The following is a 19,891-nucleotide window of genomic DNA, read 5'->3' on the forward strand; positions in this document are numbered from 1 at the left end:
GTTCTTTGAGTTAATAGAATTTCAAAAAGGCTGTGCCTCTTTCAAAAGACACAGCCTTGAATAAGTGAGAGGCTACTCACTTCAGGAGCATAAGTTTCTTAACGCTAACAAAATCATTCGCTTCGATACGATAGAAGTAGACACCGGAAGCCAAATCAGAAGCGTTGAACTGAACAGTATGGTAACCGGCGGTATATTCTCCGTTAACCAGATTGGCTACCAATCTGCCCAGGAGGTCATAAACTGCAATCTTAACGTTGCTTTTTTCCGGCAGCGAGAATTTAATGGTTGTAGTCGGATTGAAAGGATTCGGATAATTCTGTTCGAGCGAATAAGAGACCGGCAAAGATTTTTCTTCTTCAACCGAAACCGGTTCCGGCACTTTGCCAAGATTTACCATACGAGCTACTTCATTCAGGTAAACCTGTTTTGCGCCTTCAGTAAAATTATAATAATTGAATAATGCGGCATCCCCGCCGGTTGCATAAGCGTGGTCGTTTCCGTTCCCGATTAATGAACGATATCCGGCAGGCATATCTCCAGCTCCGTCATAGAATTCGACCCACGGTTCCCAGCGTACAAAGAGGACATTTGACGTGGCTGCATCCCTGGCAAGCACAATACCGTTGCCGGCGTCTGTGGCTTCCAGGAAATCATAAGGAGAAGTTACCCAATACATTGTGCTGTCGCTCGATAACGTAACGCCTGCGAATACCGGATCGTCCGGCATTTCGATTTTGGCTACTATGGTATCTCCTGCCGTATCAAATGACGTTGTAGTGCCGGTAGGCAGCCAATTCAATCTGTTGTTGCGCGCCGCCCATAAATGCAATAAAAGGACAGGCGACGTAATATTATTCCAGGCTGTTTTATGCGAGCCGCCAAAATCGCCGCTTGTTCCCGAACGTCCTATTATCACAAGGTCGACTGAATTCAGCGTATCGACTAATCCTTCGGAAGCCGTTTCGAGCGATGCCGAATAAAGAGTGTAAACTTTATAGCCCTGCTCCAAAAGTTCGTCGATAAAAGGTTTGTCGGCGCTTAGATTTGTATTCGGATCGACAACGCTTTCTTTGCTTATAAATGCAATTGTTTTTCCGAGTCCTACGGGTCTCGGCGGAGCCTCGGGCAAATTGACCATTCGCTCGACTTCATTCAGATATACCTGTTTGGCTTCGGGAGTAAAATTGTAGTAATTAAAAGGACCCGCATGGTCGTTGCCGTTACCGATTAACGTACGATATCCTGCGGGATAATCCCCAGCGCCGTCATAAAATTCCACCCAGGGATCCCATCGAACGAACAACACATTCGAGGTTCCGGCTTCGCGAGCCAATACCGTTCCGTTTCCTCCGTCGGTAGTCGCCATAAAATCGTAAGGAGAGACTACCCAATTCATAGTGCTGTCTTCAGCCAGCGTTATTGCACTGAATACCGGATCGTCCGGCAATTCTATTTTTGCCTTAATAGTATCCCCCGCATCGTCGTATGATGTGGTTGTTCCCGTCGGCAGCCAATTCAAACGATTGTTGCGAGCCGCCCAAAGATGCAGCAACATAATCGGAGCTTTAATGTTATTCCAGGCTTCCTTGTGACTTCCCCCGAAATCTCCGCTGCTACCTGAACGTCCTATAATTACAAGGTCGGCTGAGTTCAAACTGTCCAGTAGACCTTGAGACGCTGTTTCAAGAGAATTCGTATAAACGGTAAATACTTCATAGCCTGCTGAAACCAGGTCGTCGATAAACGGTTTATCCGCATTCTCGTATGTCTCAGGATCAATTTTATCCGGAAGACTTACAAAAGCGATTACTTTGGGCAGCCATTCCGTATTTACATTGGGATCGAAACTTTCGCTCGATGTAATAATTATATGATCCAGCAAGGCATTCGGCTCGCGTCCGAAAAAGTCGATTGAATGAACGCCGGCAGAATCGATTACAATCGGAGTATTCCCTTTATGCCACGACCATGATCCTCTCGGTTGCCCTGAGACCTGCCCGGCTACAACACCGTCAACGCCGTAGAAGAAAGAATCGCTGTGATCATCCGGGAAGAAAACATAAGCCCATACATAATGCGTTCCCGTATCGACAAAATTTACATTGTACGATAATTTGATATTGATTGTTTCGGCGTTGCTTGTGCTTCCGTCGCCTTTAGCCATATAAGCTTTCATATAGCCTTCGCCCATAAAGCCCTCAACGGAATCTTCCAGCGCAAAAACGTCGCCGTCTTTTGCATCCAGACCGGGTCTGTATGCGTCATATTTTTCCGCCGGAATTACAACCAGTCCGAGCGAGTCGCTCTTCTGTACAAATTGCGCATTCAGATTACTCAAGAACAGTAAAGCAAATGCCGCCAATAGGTATTTGATCTTATACTTCATCACCCCTCCTAAATTATTATTGATTAAAATGAGTTTGGAAATCGGAGAATCAGAAAAACTTTTTAATAACTTTAAGCAAAACAGGTTAGAAAGCTATTTAATTTTCGGTCTTAAATCGTCCGTGGATTGTTTTGTATGAAAGTCTATTGCAGGCGGTCGTTCTTTCTTTTCGAAGAGTTCCGCAATTGTTGCATAATCAATTTTGTATTTCGGATTAAATTCATTCGACAGCATATATTTCGTCAGACTATAGAGCAACTGTTTTGCCGCAGGTCGTTCATCTAAATTCGATTGTAAGTCTGCGCTGCAAACCATAATTTTTCCTTCTCCGACTCGGGCTTCGAAAAGTAAGGCTAAACGTCGATTCAAAAACCATGTATCGATCGGTTGTATCAGTGGTTTAAATTCCGGCGGAAACAACTCAAGATTCATTACCTGCTGACGGTTTAGAATTTCCCACCATTGCAAATTGCTGTGGAATTCTGTGGGGAAATCCGAAAATGCCGGATGTTCGGGATTACACAAAATGCCCAGAGTATGCGGCGGACGCATCTTAAACCACGATGTATTCCAAAATACCGGATTCAAATACTGAATTACATCTTTGCCGTGTTCTACTTTGCCGGCGGCATGTAAAAATACTTTTCCGCCGTTCTTTAGCGCCGAATAGGCTTTTTCATCGAGTTCATTACAAAAATAAATTTCATGCATATCGAGCGCCGGAAGTTCAGCCGGATAAACCCAGAAATCCCAGCAATTTGTATAATTGGCTACCGAAACCGATAAAGTCATTTTTTGAGCCTTTGTAATTTGCGAAAGAGGCAAATCGATGGAACCAAGCTTTATACAATTGTCGAGCGGTATGTCGCGCTCACTTAAAGAACCTTGAGCAACTATGTTTCCTGCGGATTCGGTTATCTTCCAATGCGCCGCAATATTTTTCAGCGGATGCGCGCCGAAATTAAAAACTTCCAGTTCAGCTTCAAAATTCTCATTATTCATAAAAACAAATTTCGGTAATCGCGCAAGAGGAACTGTCTGTCCGAAAAATCGTTTGAACTCATGGGCGGTTATATAACCCTTTTCTTCCCAGAATGCATTGAGCACACCTACGAGCGCAGTTCCCTGCCCCGGATAATCATTTAAAGCAAGCAATTGTATTCCTGCCAGATTACGAGTACGCAAAGCGGCTTCGATTTCAAATTTGTAGCACAAAGCCTGCAGTTTTCCCGACGCCATCAAAAAATCTTCCGCTTGTTCCCCCATATGATTCTTTGTTAATACTTCCCGGAACAATTCGAAATTCTTTGCTTTGTAGACGCCCGTATACTTATCAATTTCCTTGAAATCCGGATACGCGCAATGCTGCCCCATTTCGTGCACTACGTAGGGAACTGTGTATTGTTCAATTTTATTAGAATAATCGAACTTACTTTCGGGACGGTTTTTCCAGAGAAGTCCGCGCGGTTCCGATCTGACGATAAATTGACTCTCCGGAACGAGAGGCCAACTTTTTCCGATTGACGCGCTCGTATAAACTCTGCGGTTGTCTTTCTCTTTCCAGTGATTGACAAGTTTGCCCAGGTATTCCGCTTGATTCCGCCCCGCCGGTTCATTGCCGTATGCCATCATACAAAATGAAGGATGGTTGCCGTAAGCGTCTAAAATACGATCGGTTTCATCGTAAATATATTGATCGATCGGCTTGCCGTCTCCTAAACTTGTTCCGTGATTAGCCCAACTGGGACCTTCAATCTGTAAATAAAATCCCAATTTGTCCGCGGCGGAAAATGCCGCTTCAGGAGGGCACCAGGAATGAAAACGCATATGGTTCAAACCGAAATCTTTACATATTTTGAAAATCCTTTCCCACGATTCTTCGTCTGTCGGCGGATAACCTGTTTTGGGAAAAACACAATTCTCAACAGTCCCTCTTAAAAAAACGGGACGATTGTTAACGCTAAAACGGGTTCCGTCAATTGAAAACGAACGCATTCCAAATTGAATTACACTCTCATCGGTATTTCCGGATTCATCCGTCACGACCGCAGTCATCTTATAAAGAGCTGGATTAAATTCATCCCAGAATTGAACATTTTTGCCCATCGGATAAATTATTTCAATCTGCGATTTTCCTTTTTCGGCGATTATTTCCTGACTCAAAGGTTCAACTGTATGCTCTACCGGCGAATTAAATGATTTTGCTCGAAGCGTTATTCTTGCTACCTCACTTTTATCTAAAATGTTATCGATAATTATTACCGCTTTTACGGATTTCTCTTCGATATTCGGATAAAGTTTGATAACGTCAAAAGAAACGGGCGGTCCGGATTTAAGACAAATATCGCCAATTATTCCGTTCCAGTTGCCTTGTGTTTGATCCGTAATGCTGTGCGAATCCGGGCCGACGTTTATTTCTTTAATCCGATTATCAACTCTGATAGAAATAATATGATTGCCCGGCGTTAATAATTTTGATAAATCGTAGCGATGGGGCGTTGAAAGACTGTTCCGCATTCCGACTTTTATGCTGTCGATCCACACAGTTGTTTCCCAATGAGGACGCTCCAGAAACAATTCAATCTTTCGCCCTTTCCAATCGGCAGGAATATAGACATCGCGCTGATACCATGCCGCTCCAATATAATGTTTGTTTGGCGTGAGCCAGAATGGAAATTTAAGGTTATCTTTTTTTCTGTACTTTGCCATCTCCGGTCTAAAATACCATGAACTGTCGTATATGCTGCCGGTCCACTTTGTGTCAACAGAGAGTTCGTCGCCTTTGTTGTTATCTCTCATAGAACCGGGCAGAGTTACATAATCCTTTAATTTTTTTCCGTACCAGTTTAGTTTGATTCCTACGTCGTCCCGATCAATTTGAAAACGCCACTTACCCTTTAAAAAAATTGCGTCGTCCCCGGTTGTTTTTGCAAAATGTAATTTTCCGGGAAAAGACAAAAAGGCAAAAACTAATAAAACACTCGCACAAATTTTAGATATATTATTCATAATTTATAAATGTATAGATGATACTTGCCGTTTCATTCAAAAGTGATCAACCAGAAAGAATAATGACTTCACAAATTCAGTAAATAATAATTTTGCTGATTGCTAAGCCGGGATCGAGGAGAGACAGCTGCAAATCGATCGAGCTGTCTTCATTAAGAGTGAATTCGGTTTTCGCACTGGAAAAACCCCGCAGCACATTCTTGCTCCATTCATCGCTTTTAGAGGGCGTATTTACATCGACAATATCGACAAGGCGACCGTTTATCGATACTGCGGTACGAAGTCCGCGCGTTTCATTAATTGAATGTGTAGGCAGGCAAATCAATTCAACGGTACGTCTGCCTTTGGGAAGATTCAATCTAATAGAAGCGTCCGGAGCCTGTAAAGCGCCTACTTCGTTGTAGAGCCGCCCGTTAAAGTTTTTCCACGACAGACTCACACCGTCTGCTCCCAATCCCGGTAGGAGGCACAATCTTGTTGAATCATATTTTAAATCTTTGACGGAAATTGCAATAATCGGTTTTTGTTTTTTTGCCGACGACATAATTTTATCATTATATAAATTTGAATCCGGCATGCCAAACACTGGTCGATTGCGCGGATTCATTGACATTATTCCGTTCCATTTACCGCCGGAAATTTTTTTGTTATAGATATCCGTTAACTCCTTAATTTTCTCGTATGCCATTTTCGACTTATTAAAATTACCCAATCGAGCATAGAAATGTTTTTCGTTCATATATGCGGCTCCGAGTACGGGATAAACAATCAATTGGAAATACGCGTCCCGTAGTCTCTCCGGCAACCGGTCATTCAGCTTTAGCGTTTCATTCACTATCTCTTTATATGCCGTTATTCTCTCGCGCATTTCTTCTTCCGTAAAATTGAGTTTATCAATATGTTCGGGTTTACCGGAAGCCGCCAGGCGATAATACCCGTTTTTAATTCTAGCAATGGCGCCGGCATATTTATTTCCGAAATTTATAGCAGCCCATTTCTCCGGGAATTTTTCCGCATCCGCAGGCTGCCATGATTTTATATCCCAAGCCAGATTCATTGCAAATTCGATTTCCATTTCCGCAGGTTTAATATCGCCGACATTAAAAACCCATAAGCGGTCGGCCCCGTTTTCATAAGCTTTACTCATTTCAAATGAAATAAGCGCAGGCGAAGTGGAGCACAACCATAAATAATCTTCCGGAGCTCCCCAGTACGATAAATGATAATAGACTCCGCTACCCCCGCTTCGTTTTTGTTCCTCAAGCGTAGGGAGTTTACGAATATAACCGTGATTGTCGTCAGCCCATACGATTGTTACGTCGTCCGGGACTTGAACTCCGGCGTAATAAAGATTAAGCACTTCTTTATAAGGACAAAATATTTGAGGAATTTCGGAGGGCGCTTTCTTGAAATGTTCGGAAAGAAGCCGCCTTTGGTCTGCGATTACTTTGTTCAAAAGCTCAACTTTGTCTTTCGTATTGTCGGGACCGGGCATGCCGCTGTCGTGAATTCCGCGCATCCCAATTGTAAAGACTGCTTCAAGATTCAGAGCCGCTACTTCCTCAATCCTGTCTTCCCAATATTTTTTAATTTCATCCGAGTTAGTGTCGTAACGCCATTCTCCGGGTTGTTTTCCGTACTCCGTCACAAAATTATTTTTCCATTCGTCCACGTTATTTCTGAGCATCGGTTCGGCGTGACTCGAGCCGACTACAATACTATATTTTTTAGCGGTTTGCGGATTCGATTTGTAATAGAAAAACGCTTTAGTGCAAGGGTGCATGGCAGGCCATATGAAATTTGCTTTGAGTCTCAGCATCAGTTCAAATATCAAAGCGTATGTTTTGGGTCCTATATCTTTGATATCCGTATCTATATTGTCAGCAGCCCACGGCTGCAGACCCCAGTCTTCGTCGTTCAGAAAAATGCTTCGATATTTTACCGAAGGCGGTCCCATTACAATATTATCAATCTCAATCGAAAGCTCCTTTCGTTTTTCGGGTAGAAGGTCAGCCCAGAAGACCCAGGGCGAAACGCCAAGAAGTTTTGACAATTCGAATATTCCGTAAGCCGTACCCCGCGGATCGCTGCCGCATATTACGAGCGCGCCGGTAATGCCAGGCAGAGGATTGTCTATTATTTCTATTTTAAAACTTTCCCATTTGCCTTTTATCGTATCGACAGAAAGTTTCCCTTCCCGTATCATCCGATCAATAAATTTAGATTTGCCTATTGTGCCAACAATAATCGCAGAAGGCAAATTAATGTTTAGATCATTATGGATTTCAGGTGCGACGTCCGTAAGCAAGCTTATATCTTTTGCCAGCGCCCGTGCGGATATACCGACCACTTCGGCGTCGTTACTGTCAACAATTACAGGAGCAACAAAATTATCCCTGACAATATGGAATTCTTTCTTGCCGTTCTTTTTTATAACTGCATCCGCCCTGCCTAAGCTTGAAATCATAATTACGGTTAAGAGAATTAATACGGAAGTCAGACTCGGCTTTTTCATTTAATGCATATAATTGTTTTTTTGATGCTCAACTATAATTGAGATGCTTTGCCGTGTGAAGAATTTTTGAAGAGTACAAAAGATGATAATCTTAAACAGTTGTCTATACCGCTTAAAAGATCAGTAATTCGAAATATGAACCGGCAGTATCAACATAAATTTGTAAAATCTATTTTACGCTTACGCCTATTAACCTCACCGGGCCGATTAAACCGGACTCGAGGGGTTCCCAATTTTTTGCCGTGAACAATCCGTTTTCATCCAGATTTTTTCTTTCTCTGGCGGCAAAGTTTATATTATAAAATTTTTTGTAATTGATTCCGTTCTTATCCATGTATATAATCCTGTTAGCCATCAGATTTGTTACGCGAACTTCGAGGATATTTTCATCCTTCAATTTATTTTTGTCAATTATAACATGGAATTCGGGTCCAATTAGAGTTGTAATCTTTTCGCCGTTGAGATAAACTTCGGCAGAGCTGCATACTTTGCCCAGCTCGATCATAATTGCGTCCGAACCGAACCCCGGATTGGCAAAAGCGATTGAATAGCTCGCCGTACCGGAGAACCATTTCAAATCATCGGAATATTCGGTCCACGATTTCAAATTGTTCGTCTTGAATGAATCGGGTAATACAGGGCCTCCATTAATAAACTTGATTTGCCATTCCCCGTTCAACGTAAGCGTATCCCCCGCGGATTTATAAAACTTATATTCTTCCGTATTTTGATCTCCAGGATACCATTGCAAAATGAGAGTTTCGCCTTTTTTAATATCGAGATAAACGCCGGCATAATTATCATCGATAATTTTGATTTTTGCTTTCCCGTATTTCCTATTCATCGGATCGAACAAAATTGCGCTGTTTCCTCCTTTGCGAATTCTAATCCAGCCGTCGACATCCTTTTCGCTCCAATTACTTATAAAATAGCAGAGTCCGTCTTCCCGCATTACCCTGTTAAACCATAAACCTTCGTCGGCTAAATTTTCGGGATATACATTAATAACACCCAGAACTTTTGATAAGCTGTCGGCTACAATAAATTTTCCTTTGCCTAATTTGGAAATTCCGTATCCTTCTTCCGGCTGCAAGTTAACTTCGCTCAATTGCTTTTTGAAAACTTCCCTGTTTTCATTTAGGTTTTGCAGCCCCGGAACGTCTTTGGGCAGGTTATTGCTGAATATAACCGTCGCTCCTTCTTCCGCCAATTCAATTAGTTTTTTTAACGTATTCAACGGCATGTAATCGGTCCCCGGCACGACAATTACTTTGTAACTTACACTATTGCCTGCGACAATTTTATTATTTTCAACCGTCAGATTATGTAATAGCCTGTCGGAGACGAAATCGAATTGGTAACCCTCATTTAAAAAATATTCGCTTAGTCGTTCCAGGTCTTTCGTCAGTTCGTCCCGATGAGTTCCAAGATGTTTCAAAAGCGTTCCGTCTCTTTTAGCCCAGATATCATACACCGGATAGTAGAGTAAAATTTCGTTATCAGGTTTGGAGGATTGCAAGAATGACTGACAAACGGATACGTACTCGTTGACCGCACTCAGGTCTTTCCACCAGGTATTTGTCGGAGCAAAATGAACGGAAGCATAGAAAAGTCGCCCGGGCCATCCTTCCGAAAACGGAGAATACGGAGTTCCGTGATAGACAAGATGATTAACGCCGTTTGCTAAATAACGATCGAAATTTTTCTTTGCGTCGGATAATGTTGAAAGGAAATGTTCGTTAAGCCATGTCGCCGCTTCGGCGGATACCAATTTTTTACCCGCAACATGCCCCGCCGACGATGCCAATTTAATTCGCAACGGGGAATCGCCTTCGGTTTCCGGAATATCGCTTGCGGCATAAAGGTCGAGCACGTTTGCAGGCGAGCCATGCGCCTGATTGCGTACGACTGCATTATAATTACGCGACCAATTTTTCCATACTTTTGTAAAGCGTTCCAGCAACAAATCGGAAATTGTTTCCCTGTAATCAGAGATTACTCGCGAGTTCATCTCTTCGGTATCTTCGCCGAACAGCGCGGGCAAATAATTCCTAAGATCGTACCCTCTCAATCTTTTGAATTCTTCGAACATAAGCGGAGTCCAATCCGCCTCGCCTATTGCGTCGTCCACTTCGTAAGAATCGTTAAAAAACGCTCTTATACCGTCGAGTTTATTCCCTTTTGCATTGTTATCAAATTGCGCTAAAAAATGTTTGATTGCTTTTTCAGAAAAATGGTCTATTACGTTGCCTTCCCCTCCTCTGCCGGCTCTTTCGACCATTTTACCGTGCCATCCCTGAAAAACAGCATAAAGTTTCCATTGCCCTTCGGGCGCAGTCCAGTTCAATTTGCCGTCTATCTCTACTTTATCCGTTAGATTGACCTTTTCGCCTTTATCGTTATAAGCCATCAGAGCGACTAAAGGAAGACTTCTTTTGAACCGCACCTGATCGAGCGCAAGTTCTTGAAGATTTGGATTGGCGCTTATAGGATATTTTATCTCCGATATATCAACTTTACGCCTCACGGCTCTTACAAGCGGTTCCTGAACAAACTCGATCTTTTCTTTTAACTTCTCGCCCGAATTCAATTTATAAACTTTATAACGAACATTTTTACAAGCGTCCTCGTCAGAAATCCACGGACCGCCGAAAGGCCAGCCTGAAGCGTTTGCCACGTCGACACCGAGTCCCAATTCCTTGCCTATATTCAAAGTATGCTCAAGCATATCCATCCAGCGCGGAGTCAAAAACTTAATATCTTTGTCTTCATAACCTTTGACGCCGTAGATAGCAGTAACTTCAACGCCACCGAAGCCTGCTTTACTCAATTCTTCCATATTTGATTTCAGATCGTCTTTTGTAACGGCGCTGCCGTGCCACCACCATCTCGTCCACGGCTTTGTAATGTTATTTACTTCAGGCCATAAATTCTCCTGCCCGTTATTTATTACATTGCAGGACAAAAATGTAATTGCGACCGTTAACAAAATGAAAAGATATCCGAACCGAGAAATAATCTTTATCTTTGCCATATCAAATCTGTTTTTATGAAAAGATAATGATTACTATTTCAATAAAGTCATCTGTTTTACGACTGAATTATCGTTTATTTTCAATTTATAAAAATACACTCCGCTTGCCAGTCCTTCCCCGTCGAAGGTTAATTTATAGCTGCCCCTTTCCTGGAATCCGCTAACGAGCGTAGCTATCTTCTGACCCGATGAATTAAATACGGCGAGATTAACAACCGCAGGCTCGCTTAATTCATATAATATATTGGTTACAGGATTAAAAGGATTTGGATAATTCTGATATAAATTAAAATTGCGGGGCGAATTAATTTCATTTAGGTTGACGGAAGTAATAAAGCCCGATTCGATCGCGCCAAGGTCGGGAGCGTTACCGAGAAACGGGAATCCGATATCCGTTCCTGCGTCGACTACTTTACTGCCTTGAGCAGGACTCATAAAATCAATATCGGGCAAACTGCCGTCTTCCTTTCGCGGAGACGCTAATAAATCTATATCGACGCTCTTAAAATCGGCATCCTCGAGAGATAAGTTTAACTGCCATGAGTTGGTTACAAGTATATTCCTGGCGGTATCGATATAGGCAATGTGTTTATTGCCGAATCCTTTCTGATAGCTCAAATTATTTTTCAAAACATGGTCGTATCCGTCGCCGTCAATATTATCAGCGTCCTCGCGGCTCGGTCGATTCAGCATATTAAAATTAGTAGTGTTCTGATAAGCGGAATTATTATACCAGTAATTCCCAGACAGATGATGATTGGCATAAAATCCATTCGCCTTATTTTTTGCCGCTATGCAAAACTGAATTGTATGCATCGGAACCGGATTGGGAATTCTGTCCGCGGTGTCGTGTGCAAAGCCGCCGGCTTTAAAACCGTTGCCGTCACCGAGGCTTTGAAACGAAGTTGAATATCCGTTATAAAAAGCCCAGCAGCTGTCGAAGACCACAGACGCGTCGGCGCGAATTATGTCGAAACCGTCGTCGCTGTTGAACCACGCACGACAACCTTTAAACACATTACCCGTTCCGCTTGCGTCGGGATGGCATCCGAAACCGTCCGTATTACCGCCAAGCCCGTCCTCCGATACGTTATCCCAATTCCTGTAGGAATCGCAATTGAGAAATAAATTATTTCCTCCTTTATAATGCCTCAATCCCGTTCCCACATTATCGTGCATGCTTATTTGTTCGAATATATTATTACTGCCCCTGCTGTAAATGCAATACGATTCCGTATGAGATGTTATTGTAACCTGGATGCCCGTCATTTCTATTCCTTTGATGTGGATATAATTTCCGACGACGTAGATACCCACGACTCTTTGATTCGCCGGTTTTACATCGGAAAAATCGAACACAGGGGTTTCGCCCGGGTAAGCCCAATATTTGATTGTCTTTCCTTCGGTTCCGCTTTTATCCAGATACGTAACGCATGCAAAAAGATTCGACACAACTCTCGAAATCTGATCCTCTCTTACTTTGTAAAGACCGCCGCGTATATAAACAGTATCCCCGGCTTTGACTAATTCCTGCGCTTTCCGGAGGGATTCGAGCGGCCGGTCGATAGTGCCGGGATTTGAATCACTGCCGTCAGGAGCTACATAAATCTGAGCGCTAATGTTAATCGTTGTACTTATTATGACAAACAAAACGAATATTAATTTTCTATACACAGCAACCTCTTATTAGCTGATTATATCTTTCTCCGAATAAATGGTAACCGAAGAATAATGTTATTTTAATTGCCAATTTTCTTTTGATTCAAGTTCCGTAAGGTCAAATTTAATTTTAGTTCTTTCGACGGATTCTTTATACAACTCATTTAAATCCGGCAGCTGCAGCTTCGCGCCTTTGCGTATGAAAAAAGGCGTTTTATAATCGGGAGCTTCGACTTCAATGTATTGACCTCCTTTGTACTCTTTTTTATCCCATTGATCGATCCATACTTCGCCTTCGGGCAAATAAATTTTCTTTTTTGTTTTGCCTTCTTCCCAAACTATAGATACCAGGATGTCGCCGCCGAATTTGTACGTGGTCCAATCCTCCCAGCTTTCCTTCTGTTCGGGATATTCGAGGAACAGAGGTCTTATAACGGGCATACCGGTTTCATTTGCTATTTTAGCGTGGTCATAAATATAATCTACAAGAAACATTCTCAATTTTGTATAGAACCTCCAGACAGCCAGCAGTTCGTGGTCGAATGACGGTTCGTAATTCATATCCCAAAAAACGCGGTTGTTTGTCGGTCCCACTTCCATAAGAGGAGAAAAACATGCAAATCCGAGCCAACGTTTGGTAGTTTCCCGATTGATATTTTTCGGATATCCTCCTGCGTCTGATGTCCAAATCGGATAGCCCATTACTGCGCATCTTTGGGCGCCGATTATTACCGACCTGAGTCCTTCGGGAGGATTACCCGTATCGCCCGCCCACATTCCGCCGTAACGGGCGCTGCCGGTATATTGAGCCCGGGGAAACAGTATAAAATCGTCTCCCAAAATAGGTTGAACCGCATCGAATGTTGCTTTAACATATTGTCGCGGATAATCGTTATAATTTTCTCTGTAACTTGTGCCGATTGACGTAAAGAGATTTAATGAATCCAGGAGCTTTTCGCCGTCGGCTCTGTCGAGTTTAAATCCTTTAACGCCAATTTTAGCCAATTTAGCCGGACCGTTTTCGCCCCACCATTTACACGCTTCTTCATTTGTAAAATCGATTAATGCTTGTCTTGCATTTCTCCATATATTACTTTCCAGTTCATAACCTCTGGCGGCGGCTGTATCCGCCATTTTTCCCATAACAAACGGACCTATCCATAACATTGTTTTAATATTTTTCGAGTCGAGCCATTTAACCATTTTCTCGAAATTAGGCAGTCTATGGTAGTCGATTTCGTAATCGTCAAAGCCTCTCACGCCGGGTCCCCATGGTCTGTCGATCCAATAAGCGGTGCATGGAATATCATAAGCAGCCATTAATAAAATTTCTTCCGTTATCTGAGAATTATAAGGAGAATTTACTTTTGTGCCGTCGTAATATTTATCGTTGTTAAAATGCTCATCCCGCCAGCGCCAGGGCCCGAACGCCCATTTGGGAGGCACAAACGACGGACCGGTTTCAAGTGCGTGGCGTTTGACAAGCTCCGCCGGAGATTCATCCATCATCAACGAAAAAGAAAATTGAGGACCTTCGAACGATATTTGAACCATATCTTCATATTCTTTGCAAAAATCGATAACACCCGGCCATGTTCCTTTTACAAATAGGGCATAATTGCCGGAAGAAATATAAAACGGAGCGTAAGCCGAAACCGTCGGTTTCAATTTCACGTCTATTCTTTGTCCGCGCAAATCCATGCTTTCTTTAATGCCTTTAGCCCACGATTTTTCCTGAGGTCCGTCTACTACTCTTTCAAAAATGCCGGTAAAGTATTCGCCGGGTTCGGCTTTTGTGTTAATAACCCAGGCAGATGCTTTATTGTTTTTATCTGTCAAACTGAAATCAAACTGTATTTCTTTTTCCGATACTTTTGTAACCAATATCACAGTATCGGAGCCGGTCTTCCATACATACTCAAATTTATTTTCGGAAGACTTTTTGATTTCGGGAATTCCCTTAAGCCAATTAACCTTACCGTCCCTTATGAAGCCGACGGCGCCCAATGTGTCCGCTGCGGTAATCAATATATTATGACCATAGCTGTTTTCGATTTCAAACGACGTGAAAGATTCTTCGTTATTCAGAATGGTCAACCTGCCAGGATTGCTGCAAGCAGTTAAACCGATAAACAGGAGTAATGCAAATGAATAAAGCAGCGGATTTAATCTTATGTTGATATTCATACTAGCGCCTTTAATTTATGCCTCAATTAATTTTTCAGTTAAAAAGAAATTATAAATTTATCTCAGCAGAATCATCTTTTTCGTCGAAATAAAATTGCCTGCCGACAGCCGATAAAAGTAGACGCCGCTGGGCAAATTATCCGCATTGAATTCAATCACGTAATTTCCGGGCTCTTTCTGTTCATTTACAAGAGTAGCAACCTGGCGTCCCAGAGCGTCATAAACTCTCAGCAGAACGTGAATTCTCGACTCGCCCGACTTACTCATTGCCGGAATAGAATAGCTGATAATTGTAGACGGATTAAAAGGATTCGGATAATTCTGGTAGAGCAAATATTCCGTCGGTAATTCCGATGCCGTTTCGACGGACGTCAGAGGAGTCGATTTAATAATTATTTCATCAAGGTTTCCAAAGTCGGAACCGGTGGCAGAGAAACGAATTGTATTGTCATAACCAGAATTCAAATTTACTTCGACGCTATCCAACACATAATTAGTCCAATCGCCCGTACCTTTCATGGTAAGATTCATCGCCTGACCGTTAACTGTTAAACTTCCGGTCCTGTCGGTATTTCCCAATGCATACCGGAATAAAAGCGCGCGGGGTCCGCCGCCGAAACCGGGCATATTGGTAAATTCTACAGAGCTGTTGCCGGCGTCAAAATTTGTAAATGCTGTTCCGTGATATCCCAGATGGTTATTTTCGACAAATACGGTACCGATTAAATTGGCGTCCTCGGATTGAAATACAAACGAATCAGCCGGGGTAATTTGTATTATATCCGTATGAAAAGACTCGGCGTTATTCGTATCGGTAACAGTTAAAGTGTAATAATACGTTTTACCTTTGATTAAATTTTTATCCGTATACGAAGATGAATTTTTATCCGCCTCGAACTTGACAGGTTCGGACATATCGCTCGATTCCGACCTGTAAATATTAACATGGGAGATTAAATCAAAATCGTCATACTCCCAGAGCAGCAAACAAGAATTATTATCGTAACGATATGATACCCCGGCGGGAGCGTCCGGCCTTAATGTGGGCGTTACGGCAATAATATCCGACAAATCGGATTTGTTTCCGTCCGTATCGTACGCTCTCAAAGCATAATAATAGGTCGTATCGTAAGTAACGTTAGTGTCGAGATAAGAAGTTACATTTCCCAAGTCGAGCGAGTCTGTAAAATTATTCGGAGCTTTACCTTTGTAAAGGATATAACCTGCAAGATCTGCTTCCGCGTTCAAATCCCATTCTAACAGCACAGAATCTCCTAATGATACTCCTTTTAAATTCATCGGTTTGGAAGGCGGTTTTAAGCTGTCGGGAATCAGCATACTCTTACCGATAAAATAGCTCGTGTGAGGAGGTTGATTATAACCGACGTTCTGCCAGGCAATTGCCAGGCGGTATTGCCTGTCGTGCATTAAAGTGACAAGTCTGTAATCGGTTTTAATATTTGTCGTATAAATTCTTAACGAGTTATTGTCGTTCGTACGCCAGATAACTTCCTCGCGCCAATCCCCGAATAAATCGGCTTGCAAAGAAGGAGTAGCTTTTGAGCCGTTATTCGAAGAACATCCGTTTGCCAGCAGCAAAACCGGATTATTACTGCCGTTGTATTTACGTATATTGTTATTATCGAGAAGTTCGCGTTCGAGGTCTCCGTCCCACCAGATAACAAAGTTGGAAGAAGGGGGATTGGGACCAACCCGAAGATTTGAGGCGCTTCTTAAACCGTCGGTACCGCCCCAGCATTCCATTCCGTCATACGAATCGTCCAGATTCGCAGAAACGCCTCTGCCGACATCGCCGGGACCAGTGCCCCAAATTATTTCCCCGGTTTTACCGTCGAGCAAAGCCGAACCGACTTGCGCATATTCGTGAATGCCCCAGACTTCCAATCCGGGTCGATTCGGATCGATATCGGAAACGTGTAAAGCGTCGCCGTGCCCCAGCCCTGAATTCCACAAGCCGGTGCCGTCGTCGTCAACAGCCATAGCTCCGTAAACAATTTCGTCTTTGCCGTCGCCGTCCAGATCTGCCACGCTTAAATTATGATTGCCCTGCCCGGCATATGAAGGATATCCGTTGTTAGTATCGAAAATCCAGCGGGAGGACAATTGCCCGTCACGCCAATCCCAGGCTGCCAGTACCGTGCGAGTATAATAGCCTCGGCACATTACAACGCTCGGACGCTCGCCGTCGAGATAAGCAATGCAAGCCAAGAAACGATCGACTCTGTTTCCGTACGAATCGCCCCATAAACTAACGTTGCCTCTCGGCGGAAGATAATCGGTTGTCGCCAGCGCTCTGCCTGTCATACCGTCAAAAATCGTAAAGTACTCCGGTCCCGATAATATATAACCGTTTGAGTTCCTGTAATCTGCGTTCGGATCGCCAATTAGGTTGCCTTCTCCGTCAATAGCACCGTCGGCGGTTTTACAAGCAAGTTCAGCTCGTCCGTCGCCGTCCAAATCGTAAACCATAAATTGCGTATAATGCGCCCCGGCGCGTATATTCCTCCCCAGATCAATACGCCAGAGAAGAGTTCCGTCCAATTCAATACCGTCGAGATAAACATTTCCAGTATAGCCGCTTTGAGAATTATCTTTCGAATTTGACGGGTCCCATTTTAACACTATTTCATATTGACCGTCGCCGTCAAGGTCTGCAACACTTGCATCGTTGGGACTGTAAGTAAAATCAACGCCGTCGGGTGTTCTTCCTCCCGGAGGACGTTGCAGCGGAATTGTTTTATAAATGTTTTCCCACGGCGATATTTCTTCCGATGCTTCTAATTCGACTCCGCCTATTACAGGCACGATTTTATATTTATCGTTTAACGTGCCTGCAGCATCGATAAAATTCGTAGACGATTCGACCGGTTCATCGTTTATTTTTGTATTCCCCCTGTAGATATTAAACTTTATGGTGTCCGGGTCGTCTGCTAACAAACGCCACCCGATATAAATCCCCCCGTTTTCAGCCGGAATGGCTACGACTCCCCTATCCAGATTTTCGTGATGAAAAGATTGTCCGATAATGTTAATCGACGCGCCTGTCAGAACAATATTTACATATAAGATGACCCTCATTAAAAATTTCATTTACATTCTCCCGCTAACTTTTTACAAATTGATACATCCGATTTGCTTACAGAATTAGTTGAGTATTGATACTGGAAAGCTCAAGAAGATTAGCTTTTCCAAAATAAGTAGTAATAGTTAATATTTAGAAGATTCACGGCTATGATGTTGAAAGATTTTTCTCAATAGAGTTTATAAGTATTCAAGCGCTTTTAATATAATTAGTGGTCAATCCGAAATTAGATTGACCACTAATCCAATAAGTAAAAGAAAACGAGCTACATTATTTCAGAAGCATCATTTTATTGGAGGCAACAAAGTTTTTGCCGTTAACGCCTTTGGCGGTAATAGTATAGATATAAATACCGCTGCTAAGATTGGAAGCGTTGAAATGGAGTGAATGGTTTCCGGCCGAAAGCGCTTTCTCGGTCATTTCGAATACTTTTTGACCTAAAACATTGTAAACGGTCATGGTAACGACGGATTGTTCCGGAAGACCGAAACGAATTGTAGTAGTGGGATTGAATGGATTAGGATAGTTATTGCCAAGATAATAATCGTTGGGGACATTATTATCGTACTGTTCAACCGAGACAAGATTATCCTTCGTAATGAAAGCGGAAAGACTGTCGCCGGGAATATAAACATATTTAGCGTTAGTCATCGAGTCTCTCAAAGCTGCAAGATATTGATCGCGGTTTGCAAGGTATGTGGCTTTTTTATCCGGGAACCAGTTCAAGTCTCCAAGCGGAAGTCCGTCAGTGCCGCCGGTAAGCAAAGTATCGTTTTGATAACTCAAGTCGAATTTCGGAGGCCAATTCAGCATAGGTTGTCCGTCGGCGTCATAATCTACAACCAATTCCACTCTCCAGTCAGGCCAGGTATCTTCTTTCAACCAATAGTATTTGTCCCAGGCTAACATGCCTTCGAGATTGCTGGTGTTATTTACGAACATAGGATCAAACTGCCAATAATTTTTTCCTACTGTAAAGTTATCGTCTTCAGTTATGGTAGTATCTACGCCTTTAGGCCACAAGTAACACATGATAACTTTATCGGAATCATTTTCAAAATTAGGATTAATTACGCTATCCCAGAATTCGGGGAAAGCCGGATCGAGATAGAAAGCGTTCATACCCTGATAGAGCGAAATGGAATCGAGTTTTTCAGCAATTTCATAATGATGATCCCACGTTGTAAAAGGAGCTTCATAATGGTTTGTTCTCAATGTGCGTCCTCTGTAGCTCCAATTATAATAGATATTGTTTGCCTGCAAAGCTTCGTACCAATGTAATTCGTGTCCGTTCACCTGCATATTTAGGTAAGTGTTATGAACTTCAATTTCCTTGGATGTGAAGAAATTGCCGCCGTTTCCAAACAATCTGCCTGTATTGACAGATGTGTTGTTTTCATAAATAAAGTTTTCAACTCCGGCATCTATACGAAGCACCATACCGTTGAACGGCGAACTGGCTTTACGAACCATATTGATAAAAAGACAGTTTGTAACGCTGATAGTATCGGCATAAGCCTGATTTCTCAAAGTAAACCATTGGATTTCGCCAAAAGCGCAATTGTCATAAATTATCTTATGTCCGCCCTGATTGACAATGAAAGCTCCTACAAGTTCACCGTTGGGAAGATTTCCGTCAACAATTACATTTTTAATAGTAACGCTTCCTCCAGCTTTAATATGGATCATATCCCTGGCTGAACCGTCTGCTGCGGGAATTTGCAGGAAGACAGGCGGAGCCGTTTGATTTTTGATCCAGGTATTATCAGGTCCTAAAATGACGAGGTCGAAATCGACATCCAGTGTGCCGTCGAAAGCATAGATTTGACCGCTCTCCGCTAAATAGACTGTTTTAGCAGGATCGTGAGATCCGTCAGCAAGAGTATCTGCCGCAATTTGAACATTTACGAACTGATTCGGGTCCAGTACCGTTTGAGCAGACAGATACGAAACAAATACAAAAAAGACCATAAAAGGTAAGACTAACCTTTTCAT

The 19,891-nt window shown here is 42.7% G+C and carries 8 protein-coding genes; all 8 read right to left on the reverse strand.

The window, feature by feature from the left end; translation table 11 throughout:
• Positions 1 to 76: 76 nt before the first annotated feature.
• The 8 genes from ACSSWA_RS03275 to ACSSWA_RS03310 all read right to left on the reverse strand — a co-directional run bounded on the left by ACSSWA_RS03275 (position 77) and on the right by ACSSWA_RS03310 (position 19,891).
• Positions 77 to 2,389, reverse strand: a complete 2,313-nt coding sequence (locus ACSSWA_RS03275) for a T9SS type A sorting domain-containing protein (protein WP_437355152.1) — start codon at positions 2,387 to 2,389, stop codon at positions 77 to 79.
• Positions 2,390 to 2,482: 93 nt separating this feature from the next.
• A complete protein-coding gene (locus ACSSWA_RS03280; protein ID WP_437355153.1) occupies positions 2,483 to 5,398 on the reverse strand; it encodes an exo-beta-1,4-galactosidase in 2,916 nt (971 codons plus the stop codon).
• A 76-nt stretch (positions 5,399 to 5,474) separates the two neighbouring features.
• A complete protein-coding gene (locus ACSSWA_RS03285) occupies positions 5,475 to 7,865 on the reverse strand; it encodes a glycosyl hydrolase 115 family protein (protein WP_437355154.1) in 2,391 nt (796 codons plus the stop codon).
• Positions 7,866 to 8,082: 217 nt separating this feature from the next.
• On the reverse strand, positions 8,083 to 10,947 hold the full coding sequence (locus ACSSWA_RS03290; protein ID WP_437355155.1) for a glycosyl hydrolase: 2,865 nt from the start codon (positions 10,945 to 10,947) through the stop codon (positions 8,083 to 8,085).
• Positions 10,948 to 10,980: 33 nt separating this feature from the next.
• Positions 10,981 to 12,621 carry a right-handed parallel beta-helix repeat-containing protein gene (locus ACSSWA_RS03295; RefSeq protein WP_437355156.1) on the reverse strand — a complete coding sequence of 547 codons (1,641 nt, stop codon included), beginning with the start codon at positions 12,619 to 12,621 and terminating at the stop codon, positions 10,981 to 10,983.
• 60 nt (positions 12,622 to 12,681) lie between these two features.
• Positions 12,682 to 14,793, reverse strand: a complete 2,112-nt coding sequence (locus ACSSWA_RS03300; protein WP_437355157.1) for a TIM-barrel domain-containing protein — start codon at positions 14,791 to 14,793, stop codon at positions 12,682 to 12,684.
• 57 nt (positions 14,794 to 14,850) lie between these two features.
• A complete protein-coding gene (locus tag ACSSWA_RS03305; RefSeq protein ID WP_437355158.1) occupies positions 14,851 to 17,904 on the reverse strand; it encodes a T9SS type A sorting domain-containing protein in 3,054 nt (1,017 codons plus the stop codon).
• 262 nt (positions 17,905 to 18,166) lie between these two features.
• A complete protein-coding gene (locus ACSSWA_RS03310) occupies positions 18,167 to 19,891 on the reverse strand; it encodes a T9SS type A sorting domain-containing protein (protein WP_437355159.1) in 1,725 nt (574 codons plus the stop codon).

The organism is Melioribacter sp. Ez-97, from assembly GCF_051488665.1.
Lineage (GTDB): Bacteria > Bacteroidota > Ignavibacteria > Ignavibacteriales > Melioribacteraceae > Melioribacter.

What these genes read in the sequence shown, in the direction of transcription:
- ACSSWA_RS03285 (WP_437355154.1), bottom strand. Translation starts at nt 7,865, where the DNA reads ATGATTTCAAGCTTAGGCAGGGCGGATGCAGTTATAAAAAAGAACGGC.
- ACSSWA_RS03290 (WP_437355155.1), bottom strand. Translation starts at nt 10,947, where the DNA reads ATGGCAAAGATAAAGATTATTTCTCGGTTCGGATATCTTTTCATTTTG.
- ACSSWA_RS03305 (WP_437355158.1), bottom strand. Translation starts at nt 17,904, where the DNA reads ATGAAATTTTTAATGAGGGTCATCTTATATGTAAATATTGTTCTGACA.
- ACSSWA_RS03310 (WP_437355159.1), bottom strand. Translation starts at nt 19,891, where the DNA reads ATGAAAAGGTTAGTCTTACCTTTTATGGTCTTTTTTGTATTTGTTTCG.
- ACSSWA_RS03275 (WP_437355152.1), bottom strand. Translation starts at nt 2,389, where the DNA reads ATGAAGTATAAGATCAAATACCTATTGGCGGCATTTGCTTTACTGTTC.
- ACSSWA_RS03300 (WP_437355157.1), bottom strand. Translation starts at nt 14,793, where the DNA reads ATGAATATCAACATAAGATTAAATCCGCTGCTTTATTCATTTGCATTA.
- ACSSWA_RS03280 (WP_437355153.1), bottom strand. Translation starts at nt 5,398, where the DNA reads ATGAATAATATATCTAAAATTTGTGCGAGTGTTTTATTAGTTTTTGCC.